The sequence below is a fragment of the Aeromicrobium sp. NPDC092404 genome (assembly GCF_040684095.1).
Taxonomy (GTDB): Bacteria; Actinomycetota; Actinomycetes; order Propionibacteriales; family Nocardioidaceae; genus Aeromicrobium.
On the sequence record NZ_JBFBFI010000001.1, the window covers coordinates 1,542,748 to 1,561,216 of the forward strand.

Annotated in this window: 24 protein-coding genes; 8 read left to right on the forward strand and 16 right to left on the reverse strand. The window is 68.8% G+C overall.

What is annotated here, in order from left to right; translation table 11 throughout:
- Window positions 1-21: 21 nt before the first annotated feature.
- The 4 genes from AB0N22_RS07740 to AB0N22_RS07755 all read right to left on the reverse strand — a co-directional run bounded on the left by AB0N22_RS07740 (window position 22) and on the right by AB0N22_RS07755 (window position 2,972).
- Window positions 22-570, reverse strand: coding sequence for a PH domain-containing protein (locus AB0N22_RS07740; protein ID WP_364637811.1), 549 nt, complete (start codon window positions 568-570; stop codon window positions 22-24).
- 7 nt (window positions 571-577) lie between these two features.
- A complete protein-coding gene (locus AB0N22_RS07745; protein WP_364637813.1) occupies window positions 578-736 on the reverse strand; it encodes a hypothetical protein in 159 nt (52 codons plus the stop codon).
- 75 nt (window positions 737-811) lie between these two features.
- Window positions 812-1,771, reverse strand: a complete 960-nt coding sequence (gene meaB / locus AB0N22_RS07750; protein WP_364637815.1) for a methylmalonyl Co-A mutase-associated GTPase MeaB — start codon at window positions 1,769-1,771, stop codon at window positions 812-814.
- Window positions 1,772-1,781: 10 nt separating this feature from the next.
- Window positions 1,782-2,972, reverse strand: coding sequence for an acetyl-CoA C-acetyltransferase (locus tag AB0N22_RS07755; RefSeq protein WP_364637817.1), 1,191 nt, complete (start codon window positions 2,970-2,972; stop codon window positions 1,782-1,784).
- 131 nt (window positions 2,973-3,103) lie between these two features.
- Between AB0N22_RS07755 and mce the strand changes: the two genes are divergently transcribed.
- From mce to AB0N22_RS07770, 3 genes are all read left to right on the forward strand, one after another.
- Window positions 3,104-3,550, forward strand: coding sequence for a methylmalonyl-CoA epimerase (gene mce, locus AB0N22_RS07760; RefSeq protein ID WP_364637819.1), 447 nt, complete (start codon window positions 3,104-3,106; stop codon window positions 3,548-3,550).
- 82 nt (window positions 3,551-3,632) lie between these two features.
- Window positions 3,633-4,970, forward strand: coding sequence for a crotonyl-CoA carboxylase/reductase (gene ccrA, locus AB0N22_RS07765; RefSeq protein ID WP_364637821.1), 1,338 nt, complete (start codon window positions 3,633-3,635; stop codon window positions 4,968-4,970).
- A gap of 126 nt (window positions 4,971-5,096) precedes the next feature.
- A complete protein-coding gene (locus AB0N22_RS07770) occupies window positions 5,097-6,305 on the forward strand; it encodes a DivIVA domain-containing protein (protein ID WP_364637823.1) in 1,209 nt (402 codons plus the stop codon).
- Window positions 6,306-6,315: 10 nt separating this feature from the next.
- Here AB0N22_RS07770 and AB0N22_RS07775 read toward each other — a convergent pair whose 3' ends face one another.
- From AB0N22_RS07775 to AB0N22_RS07790, 4 genes are all read right to left on the reverse strand, one after another.
- Window positions 6,316-7,098, reverse strand: coding sequence for an alpha/beta hydrolase (locus AB0N22_RS07775; protein WP_364637825.1), 783 nt, complete (start codon window positions 7,096-7,098; stop codon window positions 6,316-6,318).
- A 9-nt stretch (window positions 7,099-7,107) separates the two neighbouring features.
- A complete protein-coding gene (locus tag AB0N22_RS07780) occupies window positions 7,108-7,377 on the reverse strand; it encodes a hypothetical protein (protein ID WP_364637827.1) in 270 nt (89 codons plus the stop codon).
- A 9-nt stretch (window positions 7,378-7,386) separates the two neighbouring features.
- Window positions 7,387-7,749 carry a hypothetical protein gene (locus tag AB0N22_RS07785; RefSeq protein WP_364637829.1) on the reverse strand — a complete coding sequence of 121 codons (363 nt, stop codon included), beginning with the start codon at window positions 7,747-7,749 and terminating at the stop codon, window positions 7,387-7,389.
- A gap of 111 nt (window positions 7,750-7,860) precedes the next feature.
- Window positions 7,861-9,054, reverse strand: a complete 1,194-nt coding sequence (locus AB0N22_RS07790; RefSeq protein WP_364637831.1) for a 3-hydroxyacyl-CoA dehydrogenase NAD-binding domain-containing protein — start codon at window positions 9,052-9,054, stop codon at window positions 7,861-7,863.
- Between the two features lie 82 nt (window positions 9,055-9,136).
- Between AB0N22_RS07790 and AB0N22_RS07795 the strand changes: the two genes are divergently transcribed.
- Window positions 9,137-9,517, forward strand: a complete 381-nt coding sequence (locus tag AB0N22_RS07795) for a hypothetical protein (protein WP_364637833.1) — start codon at window positions 9,137-9,139, stop codon at window positions 9,515-9,517.
- A gap of 3 nt (window positions 9,518-9,520) precedes the next feature.
- Window positions 9,521-10,198, forward strand: coding sequence for an endonuclease NucS (gene nucS / locus AB0N22_RS07800; RefSeq protein WP_364637835.1), 678 nt, complete (start codon window positions 9,521-9,523; stop codon window positions 10,196-10,198).
- Window positions 10,199-10,201: 3 nt separating this feature from the next.
- Here nucS and AB0N22_RS07805 read toward each other — a convergent pair whose 3' ends face one another.
- Both AB0N22_RS07805 and AB0N22_RS07810 read right to left on the reverse strand, forming a co-directional pair.
- A complete protein-coding gene (locus tag AB0N22_RS07805) occupies window positions 10,202-10,618 on the reverse strand; it encodes an SSI family serine proteinase inhibitor (protein WP_364637837.1) in 417 nt (138 codons plus the stop codon).
- Window positions 10,611-11,135: a ferritin gene (locus AB0N22_RS07810; protein ID WP_364637839.1), complete on the reverse strand. Its 525-nt coding sequence runs from the start codon at window positions 11,133-11,135 to the stop codon at window positions 10,611-10,613. Before AB0N22_RS07810 ends, AB0N22_RS07805 begins: the two co-directional genes overlap by 8 nt.
- 62 nt (window positions 11,136-11,197) lie before the next feature.
- On the opposite strand from AB0N22_RS07810, the gene AB0N22_RS07815 reads away from it, so the two are divergent.
- Together AB0N22_RS07815 and AB0N22_RS07820 are read left to right on the forward strand one after the other, a co-directional pair.
- Entirely contained in the window at window positions 11,198-11,368 is a 171-nt protein-coding gene (locus AB0N22_RS07815) for a hypothetical protein (RefSeq protein ID WP_364637841.1), read from the forward strand.
- Window positions 11,369-11,478: 110 nt separating this feature from the next.
- Window positions 11,479-12,255: an isocitrate lyase/phosphoenolpyruvate mutase family protein gene (locus AB0N22_RS07820; protein WP_364637843.1), complete on the forward strand. Its 777-nt coding sequence runs from the start codon at window positions 11,479-11,481 to the stop codon at window positions 12,253-12,255.
- 21 nt (window positions 12,256-12,276) lie between these two features.
- Here AB0N22_RS07820 and AB0N22_RS07825 read toward each other — a convergent pair whose 3' ends face one another.
- Window positions 12,277-14,250, reverse strand: coding sequence for a protein meaA (locus AB0N22_RS07825; RefSeq protein WP_364637845.1), 1,974 nt, complete (start codon window positions 14,248-14,250; stop codon window positions 12,277-12,279).
- An 80-nt stretch (window positions 14,251-14,330) separates the two neighbouring features.
- Here AB0N22_RS07825 and AB0N22_RS07830 point away from each other — a divergent pair, with 80 nt between their 5' ends.
- On the forward strand, window positions 14,331-14,903 hold the full coding sequence (locus tag AB0N22_RS07830) for a cob(I)yrinic acid a,c-diamide adenosyltransferase (RefSeq protein WP_364637847.1): 573 nt from the start codon (window positions 14,331-14,333) through the stop codon (window positions 14,901-14,903).
- Window positions 14,904-14,970: 67 nt separating this feature from the next.
- On the opposite strand, the gene AB0N22_RS07835 is transcribed toward AB0N22_RS07830, so the two are convergent.
- The 5 genes from AB0N22_RS07835 to AB0N22_RS07855 all read right to left on the reverse strand — a co-directional run bounded on the left by AB0N22_RS07835 (window position 14,971) and on the right by AB0N22_RS07855 (window position 18,468).
- On the reverse strand, window positions 14,971-15,099 hold the full coding sequence (locus AB0N22_RS07835) for a hypothetical protein (protein ID WP_364637849.1): 129 nt from the start codon (window positions 15,097-15,099) through the stop codon (window positions 14,971-14,973).
- A gap of 103 nt (window positions 15,100-15,202) precedes the next feature.
- Window positions 15,203-15,649, reverse strand: a complete 447-nt coding sequence (locus tag AB0N22_RS07840) for a DUF2550 domain-containing protein (RefSeq protein ID WP_364637851.1) — start codon at window positions 15,647-15,649, stop codon at window positions 15,203-15,205.
- Between the two features lie 19 nt (window positions 15,650-15,668).
- Window positions 15,669-16,046, reverse strand: coding sequence for a F0F1 ATP synthase subunit epsilon (locus AB0N22_RS07845; RefSeq protein WP_364637853.1), 378 nt, complete (start codon window positions 16,044-16,046; stop codon window positions 15,669-15,671).
- A complete protein-coding gene (gene atpD / locus AB0N22_RS07850; RefSeq protein ID WP_364637855.1) occupies window positions 16,046-17,518 on the reverse strand; it encodes a F0F1 ATP synthase subunit beta in 1,473 nt (490 codons plus the stop codon). Before atpD ends, AB0N22_RS07845 begins: the two co-directional genes overlap by 1 nt.
- A gap of 5 nt (window positions 17,519-17,523) precedes the next feature.
- The gene (locus AB0N22_RS07855) at window positions 17,524-18,468 is read right to left on the reverse strand and encodes a F0F1 ATP synthase subunit gamma (protein WP_364637857.1); all 945 of its coding nucleotides are present in this window, start codon (window positions 18,466-18,468) and stop codon (window positions 17,524-17,526) included.
- Window position 18,469 lies beyond the last annotated feature (1 nt).

Sequence of the window (18,469 nt, forward strand, 5' to 3'; positions counted from 1 at the left end):
AGGGGGTGCCGTGGGTGTCGATCAGCTCCCGTCCAGCAACCGTTGCTCCAGCGTGCGGCCGCGCAGACCCGAGCGCTGCACGACTCGCTGGATGGTGAGGTCACGGGCATCGGGGTCGCCGATGTAACGGATGTGGCGGAGCCCCTGCGCCTGCGCCGCCGACTCGAAGATGAAGTGGCCGTAGCCGAGCAGGCGACCCAGCAGCGGCTTCTCGACCGTGATGTCCAGGATGCGCGTGATCGGCATCGTCGCGATGCGGACCGAGAACACCCCGGTCGCCCTGAACACGCGCATGTTGGTCACGACGAAGACGTCGCGACGCTCCCGCATCGCGAGATAGAGAGCGTGGAGGGCGAGCCCCAGCCCGCCGATGATGAACAGCCAGCCGAGCTGGATCGGGCCGATGACGGCGAGGATCCAGAGCACGACCGTCCCGAGGACCTCGGCGACCGGCTTCAAGAACACGATGTTGTGGTGCCGCACGAGGTCGATCACGACCTCGCCCTCGTCGGCGAGGAGATGGCTGTCGATCTCCTGGTCGGGCAATCGGTCGAGCAGCGCCCGCAGCATCGGCGCCCTAGTTGACGAGCTCGTCGAAGAACACGCCCACCCGCTGGAAAGCGTCCATGATCCCGCCGAAGGCGCTGCTCACGAAGTCGGCGGCATCGGCAGGGGTCGACAGCAGGTAGTAGACCGCGAAGCCGACGAGCAGCAGCACAATGACCTTCTTCAGCACACCGCCATTGTGTCGAAGACCCCTCGCTGAGCCGTGCAGGCGCGCCGAGGGCTGAGGCCTCGCGACGATTTCGGCTCAGACCTGCTCGACGAGGGTGTCCGCCGCCGCGAAGGGGTCCGTTCGGCCGGCGAGGACCTCAGCGGCCAGGGTGTCGAGGCGCGCGTCGCCCGACAGCCCGGCGAACCTCGACTGCACCTCCGTCAGGGCGAGGGCCTCGATCTCGCGCCTCAGGCGCGCGAGCCGGCGGCGCTGCAGCTCTCCGGACTCGTCGAGGTGTGCGTGATGCGCCGCCACGTGGTCGGCGACCTCGTCGACCCCCTCGCCGGTGGTGGCGACGGTCAGGACGATCGGCGGCTTCCAGGCAGCGTCGTCGCGCTCGGTCATCGAGATCATGGAACGGAGCTCGCGGCGAGTCGACTGCGCACCGTCTCGGTCCGCCTTGTTGACGACGAAGACGTCACCGATCTCGAGGATGCCGGCCTTGGCCGCCTGGATCCCGTCCCCCATGCCGGGCGCCAGCAGCACGAGCGTCGTGTCGGCGAGCCCGGCCACCTCGACCTCGGACTGCCCGACGCCCACGGTCTCGACCAGCACGACGTCGCATCCTGCAGCGTCCAGGACCCGCAGGGCCTGCGGCGCCGACGCGGAGAGTCCGCCGAGATGCCCACGGCTCGCCATCGAGCGGATGTAGACCCCGTCGTCGGTCGCGTGGTCCTGCATGCGTACGCGGTCGCCCAGCAGGGCTCCCCCGGAGAAGGGTGACGTCGGGTCGACCGCCAGCACCCCGACCCGCTTGCCCTGCGCCCGCAAGGCGGCGACGAGCGCAGACGTCGACGTCGACTTGCCGACGCCCGGGGAGCCCGTGATGCCGACGATGTGCGCCGCCCCGGTGTGGGGGGTCAGTGCCGCGCTGACCTCACGAAGGGCCGGCGACCGGTCCTCCACGAGCGAGATCAGCCGCGCCACGGCCCGGGCCTCGCCGGCTCGTGCACGTTCGACGAGCTCGGCGACCGGGATGGCGCGGCTGCGACTCACCGGGCAGCGGCTACTTCTGCGGGACGCGGATGATCAGCGCGTCGCCCTGACCGCCACCGCCGCACAGTGCGGCCGCGCCGATGCCGCCGCCACGACGCCCCAGCTCGAGCGCGAGGTGGAGCAGGACGCGCGCGCCACTGGCACCGATGGGGTGGCCCAGCGCGATCGCTCCGCCGTTGACGTTGACCTTGTCCTCGGAGACGCCGAGCGCGCGGGTGCTCTCGATGCCGACGGCGGCGAAGGCCTCGTTGAGCTCGAACAGGTCGATGTCGCTGACCTCGATGCCCTCCTTGGCGGCCGCGTTGGCGATCGCGTTGGCCGGCTGCAGCTGGAGGCTGGAGTCCGGACCCGCCACGACGCCGGCAGCACCGATCTCGGCGATCCAGGTCAGTCCCAGCTCCTCGGCCTTGGCCTTGCTCATGACGACGACGGCGGCCGCACCGTCGGAGATCTGGCTGGCGGAACCGGCCGTGATGGTCCCCTCCTTGTTGAACGCGGGGCGCAGCTTGCCGAGCGACTCGGTGGTCGTGTCGCCACGCACGCCCTCGTCGGCGCTGATGACGATCGGGTCGCCCTTGCGCTGCGGGATCTCGACCGGCACGATCTCGTCGTCGAAGACGCCGTTCTTCTGCGCCGTCGCGGCCAGCTGGTGCGAGCGGGCGCTGAACGCGTCCTGCTCCTCGCGGCTCAGCTGGGTGCCCTCGGCGTTGATCTGCTCGGTGAGCCCGCCCATCGCCTGGTCCGTGAGCGCGTCCCACAGGCCGTCGTACGCCATGTGGTCGGTCAGCTTGGTGTCGCCGTACTTGGTGCCCTCGCGTGACCCCAGCAGCATGTGGGGGGCCTGGGTCATCGACTCCTGCCCGCCGGCGACGATGATCTCGTGCTCACCGGCGCGGATCAGCTGGTCGGCCAGGGCGATCGCGTTGATGCCTGACAGGCACACCTTGTTGATCGTGATCGACGGGGTGGTCAGCGGGATGCCACCCTTGAACGCGGCCTGACGGGCGGGCACCTGGCCGGCTCCGGCGCCGAGGACCTGGCCCATGATGACGTAGTCGACCTGCTCGCCGGTCACGCCGGCCCGCTCCAGGGCTCCCTTGATGGCCAGACCGCCGAGGTCCGACCCGGAGAGGGTCTTGAGGCCGCCGAGGAGACGGCCGATCGGGGTACGCGCACCGGCAACGATCACGGACTGGGTCATGGGGCTGCTCCTTAGCAAGACACGTCTTCGAAAAGACCGTGGTTTCCACTTTACTCAGAGGTAACGTCGGTGGCCGTTTGTGTGCGGCGGATCACGCCGCGATGCCGGCTCGGTGCCATACCCTCGTGTCCATGCCCGACACCCCCCTCGTCCCCGACCACCTCCTTCTCGCGATCGACCACGTCGGCATCGCGGTGCCGGACCTCGACGACGCGCTGGAGTTCTATGCCTCGACCTTCGGCCTGCACTCGGTGCACGAGGAGACCAACGAGGAGCAGGGCGTCCGCGAGGCCATGCTCGCCGTCGGCGACTCCGACCAGCGCATCCAGCTCCTGGCCCCGCTGAGCGACGACTCCACGATCGCCAAGTTCCTCGCGCGCAACGGCCAGGGCATCCAGCAGCTCGCCTACCGCGTCGCCGACATCGAGGCGGTCTCGGCGATCCTTCGCGAGCGCGGTGTACGGCTCCTCTACGACGCCCCCAAGCGCGGCACGTCCGACTCGCGCGTCAACTTCGTGCACCCGAAGGACGCAGGAGGCGTCCTCGTCGAGCTGGTCCAGCCGGCCGCCTCGCACTGAGTTCGGGATCACAGTCCTCGCGCATAGCCGCGCAGGTTAACCGTTAGTAACATCGCGGAAACACCCAACCTGGAGGACCTACGTGCAGCAGATTCTCGACGCCATCATGGCCGGCGACACCGCTCCCGAGGAGTTCGGATCGATCGCCCTCCCCGAGACGTACAAGGGGATCACCGTCCACAAGGACGAGGTCGACATGTTCGAGGGGCTCGCGAGTCGCGACAAGGACCCCCGCAAGAGCCTGCACCTCGACGACGTCCCGATCCCCGAGCTCGCCCCGGGTGAGGCCCTCGTCGCGGTCATGGCCAGCGCGATCAACTACAACACCGTCTGGACCTCGATCTTCGAGCCCGTCTCCACGTTCGGCTTCCTCGAGCGTTACGGCCGCCTGTCCGAGTACTCCAAGCGGCACGACCTGCCGTACCACGTGGTCGGGTCCGACCTCGCCGGCGTCGTGCTGCGCACGGGTCCCGGCGTCACGGCCTGGAAGCCCGGCGCCGAGGTCGTCGCACACTGCCTCTCGGTCGAGCTGGAGTCCCCCGACGGCCACGACGACACGATGATGGACCCGCAGCAGCGCATCTGGGGATTCGAGACCAACTTCGGCGGCCTCGCCGAGCTGGCGATCGTCAAGTCCAACCAGCTGATGCCCAAGCCCGACCACCTGTCGTGGGAGGAGGCCGCGAGCCCGGGCCTCGTGAACTCCACCGCGTACCGCCAGCTCGTCAGCAAGAACGGCGCCAACATGAAGCAGGGCGATGTCGTGCTGATCTGGGGCGCCTCCGGCGGCCTCGGCTCGTACGCCACGCAGATGGCGCTCAACGGCGGTGCGATCCCGGTCTGCGTCGTCTCGTCGCCGGAGAAGGCCGACATCGTGCGGTCGCTCGGCGCCGAGCACGTCATCGACCGCTCCGCCGAGGGCTACCGGTTCTGGAAGGACGAGAACAACCAGGACCCCAAGGAGTGGAAGCGCTTCGGCTCCAAGATCCGCGAGCTCACCGGCGGCGAGGACCCCGACATCGTGTTCGAGCACCCGGGCCGCGAGACGTTCGGCGCCAGCGTCTACGTCACCCGCAAGGGCGGCACGATCATCACCTGCGCGTCGACGTCGGGCTACCTGCACCAGTACGACAACCGCTACCTGTGGATGAACCTCAAGCAGATCAAGAGCTCGCACTTCGCCAACTACCGTGAGGCCTTCGAGGCGAACCGCCTGATCGACAAGGGCCTGATCCACCCCACGGTCTCCAAGGTCTACTCCCTCGAGGAGACCGGGCAGGCCGCACTGGACGTGCACCACAACCTGCACCAGGGCAAGGTCGGCGTGCTGTGCCTCGCCCCGGAGGAAGGGCTCGGCGTGCGCAACGCCGAGAAGCGCGCCCTGCACGAGGACAAGATCAACAGGTTCCGAGGGATCTGAGTACGAGACCCGCACGACCCCTGAGGGGCATCGGGACGGCCCACGTCGGGCCGTGTCGGTGCCCCTTTGCGGCAGGTATGGTGGGACCACACCTGACAACCCCTCTCTTTCACGAATGGGAACAGCATGTCCGACCAGTCCGGATTGTCCATCTTCGACGCCGCCGAGAAGTCCGGCGACGCTTCCTTCCCGCTCGCCCGCCGCGGTGGATACGACAGTGACGCCGTCGACGCCTGGGTCCGCACCCAGTCGGCCGAGTTCCAGAAGGCCGCCGACAGCCTCAAGTCCGTGCAGGCCGAGAACGAGAACCTCCGCGAGCTGATCGAGAAGCTCAAGGACCGGGTCGAAGCCGTCGAGAAGCCGACCTACACCGGCCTGGGCAACCACGCCGCCCAGCTGCTCGGCCTGGCCGAGCAGGAGGCCGAGGACGTCCGCAACCGCGCCGTCCGCGAGGCCGACGAGCTCGTCAAGAAGGCCGAGGAGGAGGCCGCGATCGTCCGCGCGACCGCCAACCACGAGGCCGAGGAGCTGCGCGGCCGCGCCGTCATCGAGCTGGAGGAGAAGCGCAAGCAGCTGCTCGAGGACGCGGAGGCCATGCACGCCGACGCCATCGCCCACACCGAGGACCTGCGCGCCCACGCCGAGCGCGAGGCCGCCCAGGTCAGGCTCGCGGCCGAGCAGGACGCCCAGAACATGCGCCTCGGGGCGACCCGCGAGGTCGAGCAGGCTCGTGCCGCCGCCGACCGCGAGGTCACCGAGGCCCGCCGCGTGCTGGCCGTCGAGAAGGAGCGGCTCGCCCGCGAGGCCTCCGAGAACCACGCGTCCGCCACCGAGCAGACCGCCAAGCTGGTCAAGGACGCCGAGACTCGCGCCAAGGCCGCCGACGACCGCGCCCGCGACATCATGGAGCAGGCCGCCAAGGCCCGCGACGCCGCGAGCGCCGAGGCCGCCCGCCTGCTCGACAACGCCAAGGCCGAGGCCGGCCAGCTCGTGTCCGGCGCGAGCGCCGAGGCCCAGCACATCCGGGTCAGCGCCACGACCGACGCCGAGCGCCAGACCCGGGTCCTGCGGGCCGAGGTCGAGGAGCTGCAGCGCAAGCGCGACGGCATCATGGCGCAGATGGGCCAGCTGAGGGACATCGTCTCGACCTTCGCGCCGACGACGGTCAAGGACGCCCCGGCCTCGCCCGAGCCCAAGGCCGACAAGCCTGCGGAGGCCAAGCCGGCCGCCGAGGCCGAGCAGCCCCAGGCTCCTGCGCAGGAGTCGTCAGCCGATGCAGACGGCGCCGACGACACCGAGGCGGCCGAGACCGTCGACGAGAAGACCGGCAGCTAGCAGCCTGCCGCTAGCGCGGGACGTCCTTGAACGCGGCGACCGTGCGATCGCGGTAGGCCGACGAGTCGGCCTGCTCCATCGGACCGTCCCAGGTGTCGGGCAACGGCACCGGGACGGTCGGGGCGAGTCTGCGCGTGATCTCGTCGAGCACCCGTTCGGAGTCACCGACCCAGAGGTGCTTGGCCCCGTCGACCGCGATGATCTCGGCCTGCGGGATCGCGGCGAACCGATCGCGGGCCTCGGCCGGCTGCAGGTAGTCGTCGTGCTCGGGGATCAGGGCCGTGACCGGCTTGCCGGACTCGGCCCACGCCGCCAGGTGCTCGTCGGTCGCGTTGCGCAGGGGCGGTGACAGCAGCACGGCCCCCTCGACCGAGGGCTCCAGTCCGTACATCAGGGTCAGGTCGGTGCCGAACGACCAGCCCACGAGCCACACGTGGGGCAGGTCGGCGAACTCGGCGTGCTCGACCGCGGCGGCCACGTCGAAGCGCTCGGCGACGGCGTTGTCGAACGTCCCACCACTCGTGCCCTGCACGCTCGAGGTGCCCCGGGTGTTGAACCGCAGGACGGCGATGCCGGCCAACGCCGGCAACCGGTAGGACGCCTTGCGGAACAGGTGACTGTCCATCATCCCGCCGTGCGTCGGCAGCGGGTGCAGGCAGATCATCGTCGCGACGGGATCACGGTCTTCCGGGAGGGCCAGCTCCCCGACCAGGCTCACGCCGTCGGCGGTCTGCAGGGTCAGCTGCTCCCGGCGGGCGGGCAGCACGGAGTTGCCACGGATCTTCTGGGTCATGGGTCGTCCTCAGTGCTTCCTGGCCCAGCAGGCCGTGTGCCAGTGCCGGCGCTCGTCGATGGCGGCCTCGCTCAGCAAGGCCTTCTGGACCGGCCACGCCACGACGTGCGGCGTCGCGGGGCGGATGAGCTGGGCGCAGCCCGGGCAGCGGTAGTCCTTGGCGGCACCGGAGCCGCGGATCTGCCGGACGTACCAGGAGCCGTCGGACTTCTCCTCGACCTGCTCCGTCGTGGCCCGCAGCGGCGTGTGCGCACGGTGGGCGACACGACGGCGGGACATGCCCCCAGTCTACGGAGCCGGGGCGACCGGCACGGTGCAGTAGGTCCTGATCCAGCCCTCACGCGCGCTCGACGCCTTGATCGCCTCGTCGAACGTCAGGACGTCGATCGTGTCCTTGCCGTCACGCTGGAACAGCACGACGTCCGTCAGGGCCGGCTTCTTGCTGCACGCCAGGCCGGCCGACTCCTGCGTCGCGATCGCGGCCGACAGCGCGGTCTCGCTGCTCTTGCTGTCGAGCACCATCGGTGTCGCCCCGTAGCGGCTCGAGAACGAGGAGACCGCGACGTAGCCGACGAGCAGGCCTGCGACGCCCACGAGCACGGCGAGGCGCACCATGCGGGCCGCGAGAAACACGTACGACGTGCTGGTCATCGGTGCTCCTGTCCATGTGGCCTTCTGGACAGAGCAACGAGGTCGTCACCCCATAGTTACCGGCGTCGCAGGAAAAAGAACTCTTCCGCGAATCGCGTAACTTTTGGCGTCTCAGTACGTGTGGAAGCCCGCTCCGGTCTTGCGACCCAGCTTTCCGTCCGCGACGAGCGACTGCAACGTGGGTGCCGGCGCCCAGCCAGCGTGCCCGAACGTGCTGACGAGCGTCTCCTGGATCGCGAGCGACACGTCGTTGCCGACGACGTCGAGCAGCTCGAACGGGCCCATGGGCAGCTTGGTTGCCTTCATGGCGTCGTCGATCTCGGTGAGCGGGATGCCGTCGGCCTCGTGCAGCTTGACCGCGTCGTTGAGGTAGGGGAACAGCAGCGCGTTGACGATGAAGCCGGCGCGGTCACCGCACGAGACCGGGTGCTTGCCGGTCGACAGGCAGAGGGCGCGCACCGTCTCGGCAACCTCGGGGGTCGTCTCGTCGGCGGTGACGACCTCGACGAGCTTCATGACGGGTGCGGGGTTGAAGAAGTGCATGCCGATGACGTCCTGCGGGCGCGACGTCGCGGCGGCGCACGCCGTGATCGACAGCGACGAGGTCGTGGTCGCCAGGATCGCGCCGGGCTTGGCGATCCGGTCGAGGTCACGGAACAGCTCGAGCTTGACCTCGAGGTCCTCGGCGATCGCCTCGACGATGATGTCGGCGCCGGCGAGGGCCTCGCGCTCGGTCGATCCGCTGAGCCGGGCGAGCACGGCCGCCTTGCCGTCCTCGTCGAGCTTGCCGCGCGAGATGGCCTTGTCGAGGCTCTTGGTGATGCGGGCCTGCACCCCGTCCACCTTGTCCGCGCTGCGGCCGACGTAGACGACGTCGTAGCCGGACTTCGCGAAGACCTCGACGATGCCCGAGGCCATCGTGCCGGTGCCGACGACACCGACGGTCTGGATGTCGTGCCGCAGCTGGGGCGCGTCGCCGTCGTCCTCGCCGACAGCCTGCGCGAAGGTCGTGCCGTCGGCGGCCATCTGCGTCAGGATGCTGACCGGCTGGTGCAGCTCGTCGCCGGTCTCGACGTACAGCTTGTCCAGGCCGGTGGCGACGGTCTGCGGGCCGAGCTCGTCGATCAGCGCCAGGGGCCCGATCGGGTAGCCGCAGCCGAAGCGCATCGCGGCGTCGATGTCGTCGCGCGTCGCGTAGCCGCTCTCGTACATCGTCGCGGCATGGTTCAGGTACGGCAGCAGCAAGGTGCGGGCGATGTCGGCCGCCTTGTCGCTGGAGCCCAGTCTGTCGACGATTTCCTGCATGGCTACTCCTGAGTAATAAGCGGGTCGTGTCAGACTAACCTGACCCTGCCGTTGGCTCCATGGGAGAACGATGAATCGACGTATGACGATGGTTACAGCCATCGTGGCCCTTGCTCTGCTAGGGCTCGGCGCGTGTGGCACGAGCGACGAGCCGGCCGACGAGCCGACGACCTCGGCCAGCGAGACCACCAGCAGTCCATCTGCGCCGACCTCGGAACCCACGGACGACGCGGCTGCCGGCATCGTCGGCGACTGGCAGGACACCGAGGCCGACTGGACGGTGCACTTCCACGAGGACGGGACGTACGCCGAGGACTACCAGGGCGTCACCGACTTCCGGGTCGGCACCTACACCGTCGACGGCACGACCGTCTCCCTCGAGGGCGGCGACGGCAACACCGACACGGGCACGATCGAGGGCGAGACCCTCGTGTTCAAGCTCGGCACCCTCACCAGGAAGTAGCGCGTGCGCCTTGTCATCGCGCGGTGCCAGGTCGACTACGCCGGCCGGCTCGCCGCCCACCTGCCCTTGGCCACCCGCCTCATCATGGTCAAGAACGACGGCTCGGTGCTGATCCACTCCGACGGCGGCTCCTACAAGCCCCTGAACTGGATGAGTCCCCCGTGCACCTTGCGCGAAGGTCTCGCCGACGACGGCGTGACGGAGTGGACCGTCACGGCCGGCAAGACCGACGACACCCTGCGCATCCGCATCGAGGAGGTCCTGCACGACTCCGCGCACGACCTCGGCGTCGATCCCGGCCTGCAGAAGGACGGCGTCGAGAAGCACCTGCAGGAGCTGCTCGCCGAGCACACCACGGCGCTCGGCCCCGGCATGAGCCTCGTGCGCCGGGAGTACATGACCGCGATCGGCCCGGTCGACCTCCTCTGCAAGGACGGCGCCAACAGCTCCGTCGCGGTCGAGATCAAGCGGCGCGGCGACATCGACGGCGTCGAGCAGCTGACCCGCTACCTCGAGCTGATGAACCGCGACCCCGCCCTGCGTCCGGTGCGCGGCATCTTCGCGGCGCAGGAGATCAAGCCACAGGCTCGCGTCCTGGCGGCCGATCGCGGCATCGAGTGCGTCGTCGTCAACTACGACGAGCTGCGCGGCATCGACGACCCCTCGCTGAGGCTGTTCTAGGGCTCACTGGAGCGGCACGTCGAAGAACGTGGTGCCGAGCTGTTCCCAGCGGTCGATCTCGCAGCCGTCGGCACGGCTGAACTCCGCGTCGACCTCGTCGCCCTCGAACGTCCCGGTGACCGTCGCGGTCTGGGGGCCGCCGAAGATGTCGGTGCACGCCTGGCCCTCGCCGACCGGCTCGAAGACCTCGGCACCGGCCTTGGCCAGCGCGGAGCACGCCTCGGCCGGCTGCGGGTGGTCGCCCCCTGCGGGGTCGCACTCCAGCTCGTACGTGCGGGGTGCGGCGCCCTCGTCGGCCACGACCGTGATCGTCAAGGCCGTGCCGTCGGACGAGGGCGCGGAGCCGTTGTCGGCATCCTTGCCGCAGGCCGAGAGCGCCGCCACGAGGACGACGCAGCAGAGGACGAGGGCTCTACGCACCGGCGATGGGAGGTGCGGTCGGGTCGCCACCGGCACTCTTGTCCTCGCGGGCGACCCAGTCCTCGATGCGCTCGTAGTCGTCCTTGGAGCGGGTGACGACGGCCAGCAGGTCGCTCATCTTGGAGACCTCTTCGACCTGCTCCTTGATGAACCACTGCATGAACTGGTCGGACGCGTAGTCATGGTTCTCGCGGGCGATGCGGGTCAGCTCGTTGATCTGGTCGGTGACCCGCTTCTCCTGCGCGAGCGCCGCGGTGACCGGCTCGACGACGTCGGCGAAGTCGACCTTGGGCGCCTCGAGCGCCGGGATCACCGGGGTCTCGTCGGCGTCGAGGAGGTACTGGATCATCATCATCGCGTGGTCCCGCTCCTCGACGGCCTGCTGGTAGAACAACGCGGCCATCTGGGGCATCGTCAGCGAGTCGTAGTAGGCCGCGATCGCGACGTACTGCTGGTGCGCGCCGAACTCGTAGCCGAGCTGCTCGTTGAGCTTTGCCACGAATGCTGGTGCTGCCATGTGTCCCCACTTCCGTTCTCTCGCCTTAGGCGAGCCTCACCTCACGCTGGTATCCTACGTCTGTGCCACCGACACCCAAGAAGAAGTGCTGCAGCAGCAAGCCTGCCTGCAGACGGTGTCCCATCAAGATGATGAAGAAGGGCACGCTTCCGGAGGGCTACACCGTCAAGAAGCGCAAGCTCGTCAAGGTCAAGAAGAAGAAGCAGAAGACCAGCGACAAGATCGCCGCCTGAGCGGTGATCCGAGCCTAGGGCAACCGCCCGGCGGGAACCACGAAGGTGTGGCTGGCCAAAGTCATCCCGTGGTCGGACGCCCGGAAGGGCTGGGCCGTACGGTGGTCGTCATGACCGAACTCGCCACACAGGCCCAGACCCTCCTCGCCCTCCACACCGACCCCGCGCTCCTCAAGGTCGTCAACGTGTGGGACGCCATCAGCGCCCGCGTCGTCTCGGAGGTGGAAGGCGTCACCGCACTCGCCACCGCCAGCCACTCGATCGCCGCTGCCTACGGCTACGAGGACGGGGAGAACATCCCCGTCGAGCTCATGATCGAGGCTGTCGGCGGCATCGTCGCCGCCACCGACCTGCCCGTCACGGCAGACCTCGAGGCCGGCTACGGCAACCCCCGCGAGACGACGCTCCGGGCCATCGGCGTGGGCGTCGTGGGCTGCAACCTCGAGGACCAGCTCAAGCCGCTCGACGAAGCGGTCAGCGCGGTCGAGGCTGTGCTCGACGCGGCGCAGCAAGAGGGCATCGACTTCGTGCTCAACGCCCGGACGGACGCATTCCTCAAGGCCGGCGACAAGCCCCACGACGAGGTGCTGGCCGACGCGATCGAGCGCGGGCGCGCCTATCTCGCCGCGGGCGCTCCCGTCGTCTTCGTGCCGGGCAAGGTGTCGGAGGACGACATCAAGGCCTTCGTCGACGCCTGGGGACCGCAGAAGCTGACGCTGATCGGCGCCCCCGGCTCGGTACCGCTGGCCCGCATGGAGGAGCTCGGGGTCGCCCGCGTGTCGTACGGCCCGTTCAGCCAGTCGGTGGCCCTCATGGCCCTGCAGGACCTGACGACCGACATCGTCGCCGGCGGCGGCCTGCCCTCGGACTTCCGCGTCCTGAACTAGCCGCGAGCGGGGGCTGCGCGGTCAGGACAGGTCGTTGGCCTTGCGGATCTCGTCGACGATGCGGTCCATGATCGTCGTCATGCCGAAGTCCTTGGGCGTGAACACCGCGGCGACGCCGGCGGCCTCCATCCTGCGGGCGTCGGACTCGGGGATGATGCCGCCGACGATCAACGGCACGTCACCGATCCCGGCCTCCGCCATGGCCTTCTGGACGTCGGGCACGAGCTCCATGTGCGATCCGGACAGGATCGACAGCCCGACGCAGTGCACGTCCTCGGCGACGGCTGCGGCGACGATCTGCGCCGGCGTCAGGCGGATGCCTTGGTAGACGACCTCGAAGCCGGCGTCGCGGGCACGCACGGCGATCTGCTCGGCACCGTTGGAGTGCCCGTCGAGCCCCGGCTTGCCGACGAGGAAGCGCAGCCGAGTGCCGAGCTCCTCACCCGTGCGCCGGACCTTGTCGCGTACGGCTGACAGCTCTGCGCCGGCCTCGGCGATGCTGCCGATGCCGCTGACGCCGGTGGGCGCGCGGTACTCGCCGAACACCTCACGCAGGGCACCGGCCCACTCGCCGACGGTCGCCCCGGCGCGTACGGCCTCGAGCGTCGCCGCCATCAGGTTGGTGTCGGTCTTGGCCTCGCGCCGCAGGCGGTCGAGCGCCTCGTCGACGGCGCCCTGGTCACGCTGCTCGCGCCACGCCGTGACGTCGGCGATCGCGTTGGCCTCCGCCTCGGGGTCGGCCGTCATGATCGCGGTGTCGAGGTCCGCCGTGAGCGGTGACGGCTCGGTCTCGGTGTAGGAGTTGACGCCCACGACCTTCATCTCGCCGGCCTCGATGCGCGCCCGGCGCTCCGAGTGCGACGCGACCATCGCCTGCTTCATGTAGCCGGACTCGACGGCCGCCACGGCGCCGCCCATCGCCTGGACCCGGTCCATCTCGGCCTTGGCGCCCTCGATCAGCTCGGTGACCTTGGCCTCGATCACGACCGAGCCCTCGAAGATGTCGTCGTACTCCAGGAGGTCGGACTCGAACGCCAGCACCTGCTGGAGGCGAAGCGACCACTGCTGGTCCCACGGCCGCGGCAGGCCGAGCGCCTCGTTCCAGGCCGGCAGCTGCACGGCGCGGGCACGGGCGTCCTTGCTGAGCGTCACGCCGAGCATCTCCAGGACGATGCGCTGCACGTTGTTCTCGGGCTGCGCCTCGGTCAGGCCGAGGGAGTTGACCTGCACGCCGTAGCGGAATCGCCGCATCTTGGGGTTCTGCACGCCGTAGCGCTCGCGCGTGATCTCGTCCCACAGGCGCCCGAAGGCCCGCATCTTGCAGGTCTCCTCGATGAACCGGACACCGGCGTTGACGAAGAACGAGATGCGGCCGACGACGTTCTCAAACTCGTCCTCCGGCACCTGGCCGGAGTCGCGCACGGCGTCCAGAACGGCGATCGCGGTCGTCAAGGCGTACGCGAGCTCCTGCGTCGGTGTCGCACCGGCCTCCTGCAGGTGATAGCTGCAGATGTTGAGCGGGTTCCACTTGGGGATGGTGCCCACCGTGTAGGCGATCATGTCGGTCGTCAGCCGCAGCGAGGGCGCGGGCCCGAAGACGTACGTGCCGCGGGACAGATACTCCTTGATGATGTCGTTCTGCGTCGTGCCCGACAGCGCGGCGGGCTCGACGCCCTGCTCCTCGGCCGCGACCTGGTACATCGCGAGCAGCCACATCGCCGTGGCGTTGATCGTCATCGAGGTGTTCATCTCGTCGAGCGGGATGTCGTGGAACAGCTGACGCATCGCACCGAGGTGCGGGATGGGGACGCCGACCTTGCCGACCTCTCCCCTGCTCAGCTCGTGGTCCGGGTCGTAGCCGGTCTGGGTCGGCAGGTCGAAGGCCACCGAGAGACCGGTCTGCCCCTTCGACAGGTTGCGACGGTAGAGCGCATTGGACTCCGCCGCCGAGCTGTGGCCGGCATACGTACGCATCACCCATGGCTTGTCAGGCATGAGCGTCAGGTTACCTTCCCGTAACCTTCGCGGTCACTGCCTCGAGGGAGCGTTCCTGCTCACACTCGTAGACTGCGGCCATGGTCAACCTGACGCGGATATACACCCGGACCGGCGACGACGGCACCACCAACCTGGGCGACATGAGCAAGACCAGCAAGCTCGACCTGCGCCTGGCCGCCTACGCCGACGTCGACGAGGCCAACAGCCACCTCGGCTTCGCGATCTCCCTCGGGACCCTCGACGACGACGTCGTCGCGGTGCTCACGCACGTCCAGAACGACCTGTTCGACGTCGGCGCGGACCTGTCGTGCCCGGTCGTCGACGATCCCGAGTACCCGCCGCTGCGCGTCGAGCCGGACTACATCGACCGGCTCGAGGGCTGGTGCGACCACTACAACGACGAGCTGCCCAAGCTGCGGTCGTTCATCCTGCGCGGGGGCACGCCCGCGGCCGCCGCCGTGCACGTCGCCTGCACCGTCACGCGCCGGGCCGAGCGGTCCGCGTGGGCAGCGATCGAGGCGCACGGGGACACGATGAACGTGCTGACCGCCAAGTACCTCAACCGGCTCAGCGACCTGCTCTTCATCCTCGGCCGGTACGCCAATCGGGAGACCGGGGACGTCCTGTGGGTCCCGGGCGGGGAACGCTAGGAGCATCCCGGGCGCGCGAAAAAGGCACCCACCAACCGGTGGATGCCTCTCGCGCTGCTCCTGAGGATCAGTCCCAGTCGATGGCGTGACTGACGACGTGACCGTTGCCGCCTTTCGGTGCCGCATCAGCCGTGGACGCGACGCCCACGACCGTGAGCACCGAGACGAATGCTGAGGCGATTAGACGCTTGACCATGATGCACCTGCTCCCTGGGGAAACGGGGATCCGCTTCGCTTCCGACGATTCTCCCCGGCTCACGCGGGCCCGTCAACCGGAACGGCGAACCTGTACGACCGCCTCAGAGCACGTTGTTGACCCGTTGACCCGGAGGTGACGACTCCAGCCAGGACAGCAGACCGGTCAGCGCGTTGGCGCTCATCGCGAACTGCCGCACCCCGGCGGCGTTCTCGGTCGCGACGATGAGATGCCCCGCGTGGATGGCGTGCACCTCGTGGCCGACCGGCTCACGCCGCCCGTCGATCTGCACGTCCCCGCGGGTGAACCGGAAGGTCGGGCGTGGGGACAGCGAGAACGTGCGGAACCACTCGAGCTCGGTGTCCTTGTAGACCGCGAGCCCCAGCATCCATCCCTTGGCCTGCGCCTCGGCCGACCGGTTGACGCTCATCTCGAACGTGCCACCCGAGCGCGCCAGGAAGCGACGGCGCACGAGCAGCCCGACGACCAGCAGCAGCAACAGGGCGACGACGAACACCAGGGAGTCCACCAACCACATCCACAGTGGCATCAGGAACTCCCTCCGTTCGTCAGGACGCCTTGTCGATGAGGCGCAGCTTGGCCTCGGCCCGCAGGACCGCGTCCTGGTCGCCCTCGGACTGGGCGGCCTCCAGCTCGGACCGCGTCGCGCTCGCATCGATCTCCGAGGCGAGGAACGCGTCCTCACTCAGGATAGACACGTGGTTGTCGGCAACCGAGAGGAATCCCTCGGCCACCGCCGCACGCACGACCTCGCCGTCGGCCGGACGGATCTCGACGACGCCCGGCACGAGCAGCGACAGCAGCGGCGCGTGACCGGACAGGACGCCGAGGTCTCCCTCGACCGTACGGGCGGTCACCTGGCTCGCCTCCCCCGACCACACGACGCGGTCGGCGGCGACGAGCTCGATCTGCAACAGGTCGGCCATCAGAGGCTCTTCTGGATTTCTTCCCACTTCTTGTCGACGTCTTCGAGACCGCCGCACATGAAGAAGGCCTGCTCAGCCACGTGGTCGTAGTCACCGTCGCAGATCTTGGTGAAGCCGTCGATCGTCTCGTCGATGGAGACGGTCGAGCCCTCGATGCCGGTGAACTGCTTGGCCACGTAGGTGTTCTGGGAGAGGAAGCGCTGGATGCGACGCGCGCGGGACACGAGCGTCTTGTCCTCCTCGCTGAGCTCGTCGACACCGAGGATCGCGATGATGTCCTGCAGCTCCTTGTTGCGCTGCAGGATGCTCTTGACCCGGTTGGCCGTGCGGTAGTGCTCGGCGCTGATGTACCGCGGGTCGAGGATGCGCGAGGTCGACGTCAGCGGGTCCACCGCCGGGTAGATGCCCATCGACGCGATCTCACGGTTGAGCTCGGTCGTCGCGTCGAGGTGGGCGAACGTCGTGGCCGGGGCCGGGTCGGTGTAGTCATCGGCCGGCACGTAGATCGCCTGCAGCGAGGTGATCGAGTGACCACGGGTCGACGTGATGCGCTCCTGCAGCACGCCCATCTCGTCGGCCAGCGTCGGCTGGTAGCCCACGGCGGACGGCATGCGGCCGAGCAGCGTTGAGACCTCGGAACCGGCCTGCGTGAAGCGGAAGATGTTGTCGATGAACAGCAGCACGTCCTGGTTCTGGACGTCGCGGAAGTACTCGGCCATCGTCAGGGCCGACAGGGCGACGCGAAGACGCGCTCCCGGCGGCTCGTCCATCTGGCCGAAGACGAGGGCGGTCTGTCCGAGGACGCCGGCCTCCTCCATCTCGGCGATCAGGTCGTTGCCCTCACGCGTGCGCTCGCCGACGCCGGCGAACACCGACACACCACCGTGGTCGCGGGCCACACGGGCGATCATCTCCTGGATCAGCACGGTTTTGCCGACACCGGCACCACCGAACAGGCCGATCTTGCCGCCGAGCACGTACGGCGTCAGGAGGTCGATGACCTTGATGCCGGTCTGGAACATCTCGGTCTTGGACTCGAGCTGGTCGAAGGCAGGAGCCTTGGCGTGGATGCCACGGCGCTCCTTGACCTCCCACTTCTCGCCCTCCTTGAGGTTCATGACGTCGCCGGTGGTGTTGAACACCTTGCCCAGCGTCTGGTCACCGACCGGGACCGTGATGGGCTCACCGGTGTTGATGACGGTCGCGCCGCGGACGATGCCGTCGGTCGGCCGCAGGCTGATCGCGCGGACCAGCCCGTCGCCGATGTGCAGGGCGACCTCGAGGGTCAGCGTCTCCTTGACGCCGTCCAGCTCGGTGTCGACCTTCAGCGCGTTGTACATCTCGGGGATCGCGTCGCTCGGGAACTCGATGTCGAGCACCGGGCCGATGACGCGCGCAACCCGACCGGTGGCCAGGGTCTCGTCCGACTGGTCGGACGTCGTGGTGTCTGCGGTCTTCTTGGCGGTAGGCATCTCTCTCACTCACTCCCAGCGGTGGCATCGGCAAGCGCGTTGGCGCCTCCGACGATCTCGCTGATTTCCTGGGTAATACCCGCCTGGCGGGCCTGGTTGGCGGTCCGGGTGTACTTCTGGATCAGGTCCTCGGCGTTGTCCGTCGCGGACTTCATGGCCTTCTGCCGAGCGGCAAGCTCCGACGCGGAGGCCTGCAGCAGGCAGTAGTAGATCCGACTGTGGATGTACTTCGGCAGCAGTGCGTCGAGCACGTCGTGTGCTGACGGCTCGAACTCGTAGAGCGGCAGGACGTCGTGGTCCTCGGGCGCCTCGGTGCCCTCGACGACCTCCAGCGGAAGCAGGCGGATCACCTCGGGCTCCTGCGACAGCATCGACTTGAACCGCGTGAACACCACGTGGAGCTCGTCGACGGCCAAGGCCGGGTCGATGTCGTCGTCGGCGTCCTGAGGGGCGTCCGGGTCGATGTTGAAGACCCGGACGAGCGCGTTGCCGATCTCGCGTGCATCGGAGTACTCGGGCTTGTCCGAGAACCCCGTCCACGAGCTGACGAAGTCGCGGTTGCGGAAGTTGTAGTAGGCCTCCGCCTTGCGGCCCGTCAGGTAGAGATCGACGTCCTTGCCCTCGCCGTGCAGCTTCTCGACGAGGCGTTCGGCCTCCTTGAGCACCGAGGACGAGTACGCCCCGGCCAGGCCGCGGTCGCTGGCGATGATCAGGACGGCCGCCTTGGAGGGCTCGTCCTTCTCGGTCGTCAGCGGGTGGTCGACGTTGGAGAACGTCGCGACGGCCGAGACGGCGCGCGTGAGCTCACGGGCGTACGGCGCTGCCGCCGCCGCCTTCTGCTGCGCCTTGATGATGCGCGACGCAGCGATCAGCTCCATGGCGCGCGTGATCTTCTTGGTCGCCTGGGTCGACCTGATCTTCGCGCGTAGCTCGCGTACCGAAGCTGCCATC

Excerpts from the sequence above, each read along its gene's own strand:
- AB0N22_RS07780 (WP_364637827.1), bottom strand. The coding sequence starts at position 7,377 with ATGTCCCGCCGTCGTGTCGCCCACCGTGCGCACACGCCGCTGCGGGCC.
- AB0N22_RS07810 (WP_364637839.1), bottom strand. The coding sequence starts at position 11,135 with ATGGCAGCACCAGCATTCGTGGCAAAGCTCAACGAGCAGCTCGGCTAC.
- AB0N22_RS07770 (WP_364637823.1), top strand. The coding sequence starts at position 5,097 with ATGTCCGACCAGTCCGGATTGTCCATCTTCGACGCCGCCGAGAAGTCC.
- AB0N22_RS07855 (WP_364637857.1), bottom strand. The coding sequence starts at position 18,468 with ATGGCAGCTTCGGTACGCGAGCTACGCGCGAAGATCAGGTCGACCCAG.
- AB0N22_RS07790 (WP_364637831.1), bottom strand. The coding sequence starts at position 9,054 with ATGCAGGAAATCGTCGACAGACTGGGCTCCAGCGACAAGGCGGCCGAC.
- AB0N22_RS07740 (WP_364637811.1), bottom strand. The coding sequence starts at position 570 with ATGCTGCGGGCGCTGCTCGACCGATTGCCCGACCAGGAGATCGACAGC.
- AB0N22_RS07835 (WP_364637849.1), bottom strand. The coding sequence starts at position 15,099 with ATGGTCAAGCGTCTAATCGCCTCAGCATTCGTCTCGGTGCTCACGGTC.
- mce (WP_364637819.1), top strand. The coding sequence starts at position 3,104 with ATGCCCGACACCCCCCTCGTCCCCGACCACCTCCTTCTCGCGATCGAC.
- AB0N22_RS07845 (WP_364637853.1), bottom strand. The coding sequence starts at position 16,046 with ATGGCCGACCTGTTGCAGATCGAGCTCGTCGCCGCCGACCGCGTCGTG.
- AB0N22_RS07825 (WP_364637845.1), bottom strand. The coding sequence starts at position 14,250 with ATGCCTGACAAGCCATGGGTGATGCGTACGTATGCCGGCCACAGCTCG.
- AB0N22_RS07830 (WP_364637847.1), top strand. The coding sequence starts at position 14,331 with ATGGTCAACCTGACGCGGATATACACCCGGACCGGCGACGACGGCACC.
- AB0N22_RS07785 (WP_364637829.1), bottom strand. The coding sequence starts at position 7,749 with ATGACCAGCACGTCGTACGTGTTTCTCGCGGCCCGCATGGTGCGCCTC.
- AB0N22_RS07795 (WP_364637833.1), top strand. The coding sequence starts at position 9,137 with ATGACGATGGTTACAGCCATCGTGGCCCTTGCTCTGCTAGGGCTCGGC.
- AB0N22_RS07840 (WP_364637851.1), bottom strand. The coding sequence starts at position 15,649 with ATGCCACTGTGGATGTGGTTGGTGGACTCCCTGGTGTTCGTCGTCGCC.
- AB0N22_RS07755 (WP_364637817.1), bottom strand. The coding sequence starts at position 2,972 with ATGACCCAGTCCGTGATCGTTGCCGGTGCGCGTACCCCGATCGGCCGT.
- AB0N22_RS07775 (WP_364637825.1), bottom strand. The coding sequence starts at position 7,098 with ATGACCCAGAAGATCCGTGGCAACTCCGTGCTGCCCGCCCGCCGGGAG.
- AB0N22_RS07820 (WP_364637843.1), top strand. The coding sequence starts at position 11,479 with ATGACCGAACTCGCCACACAGGCCCAGACCCTCCTCGCCCTCCACACC.
- atpD (WP_364637855.1), bottom strand. The coding sequence starts at position 17,518 with ATGCCTACCGCCAAGAAGACCGCAGACACCACGACGTCCGACCAGTCG.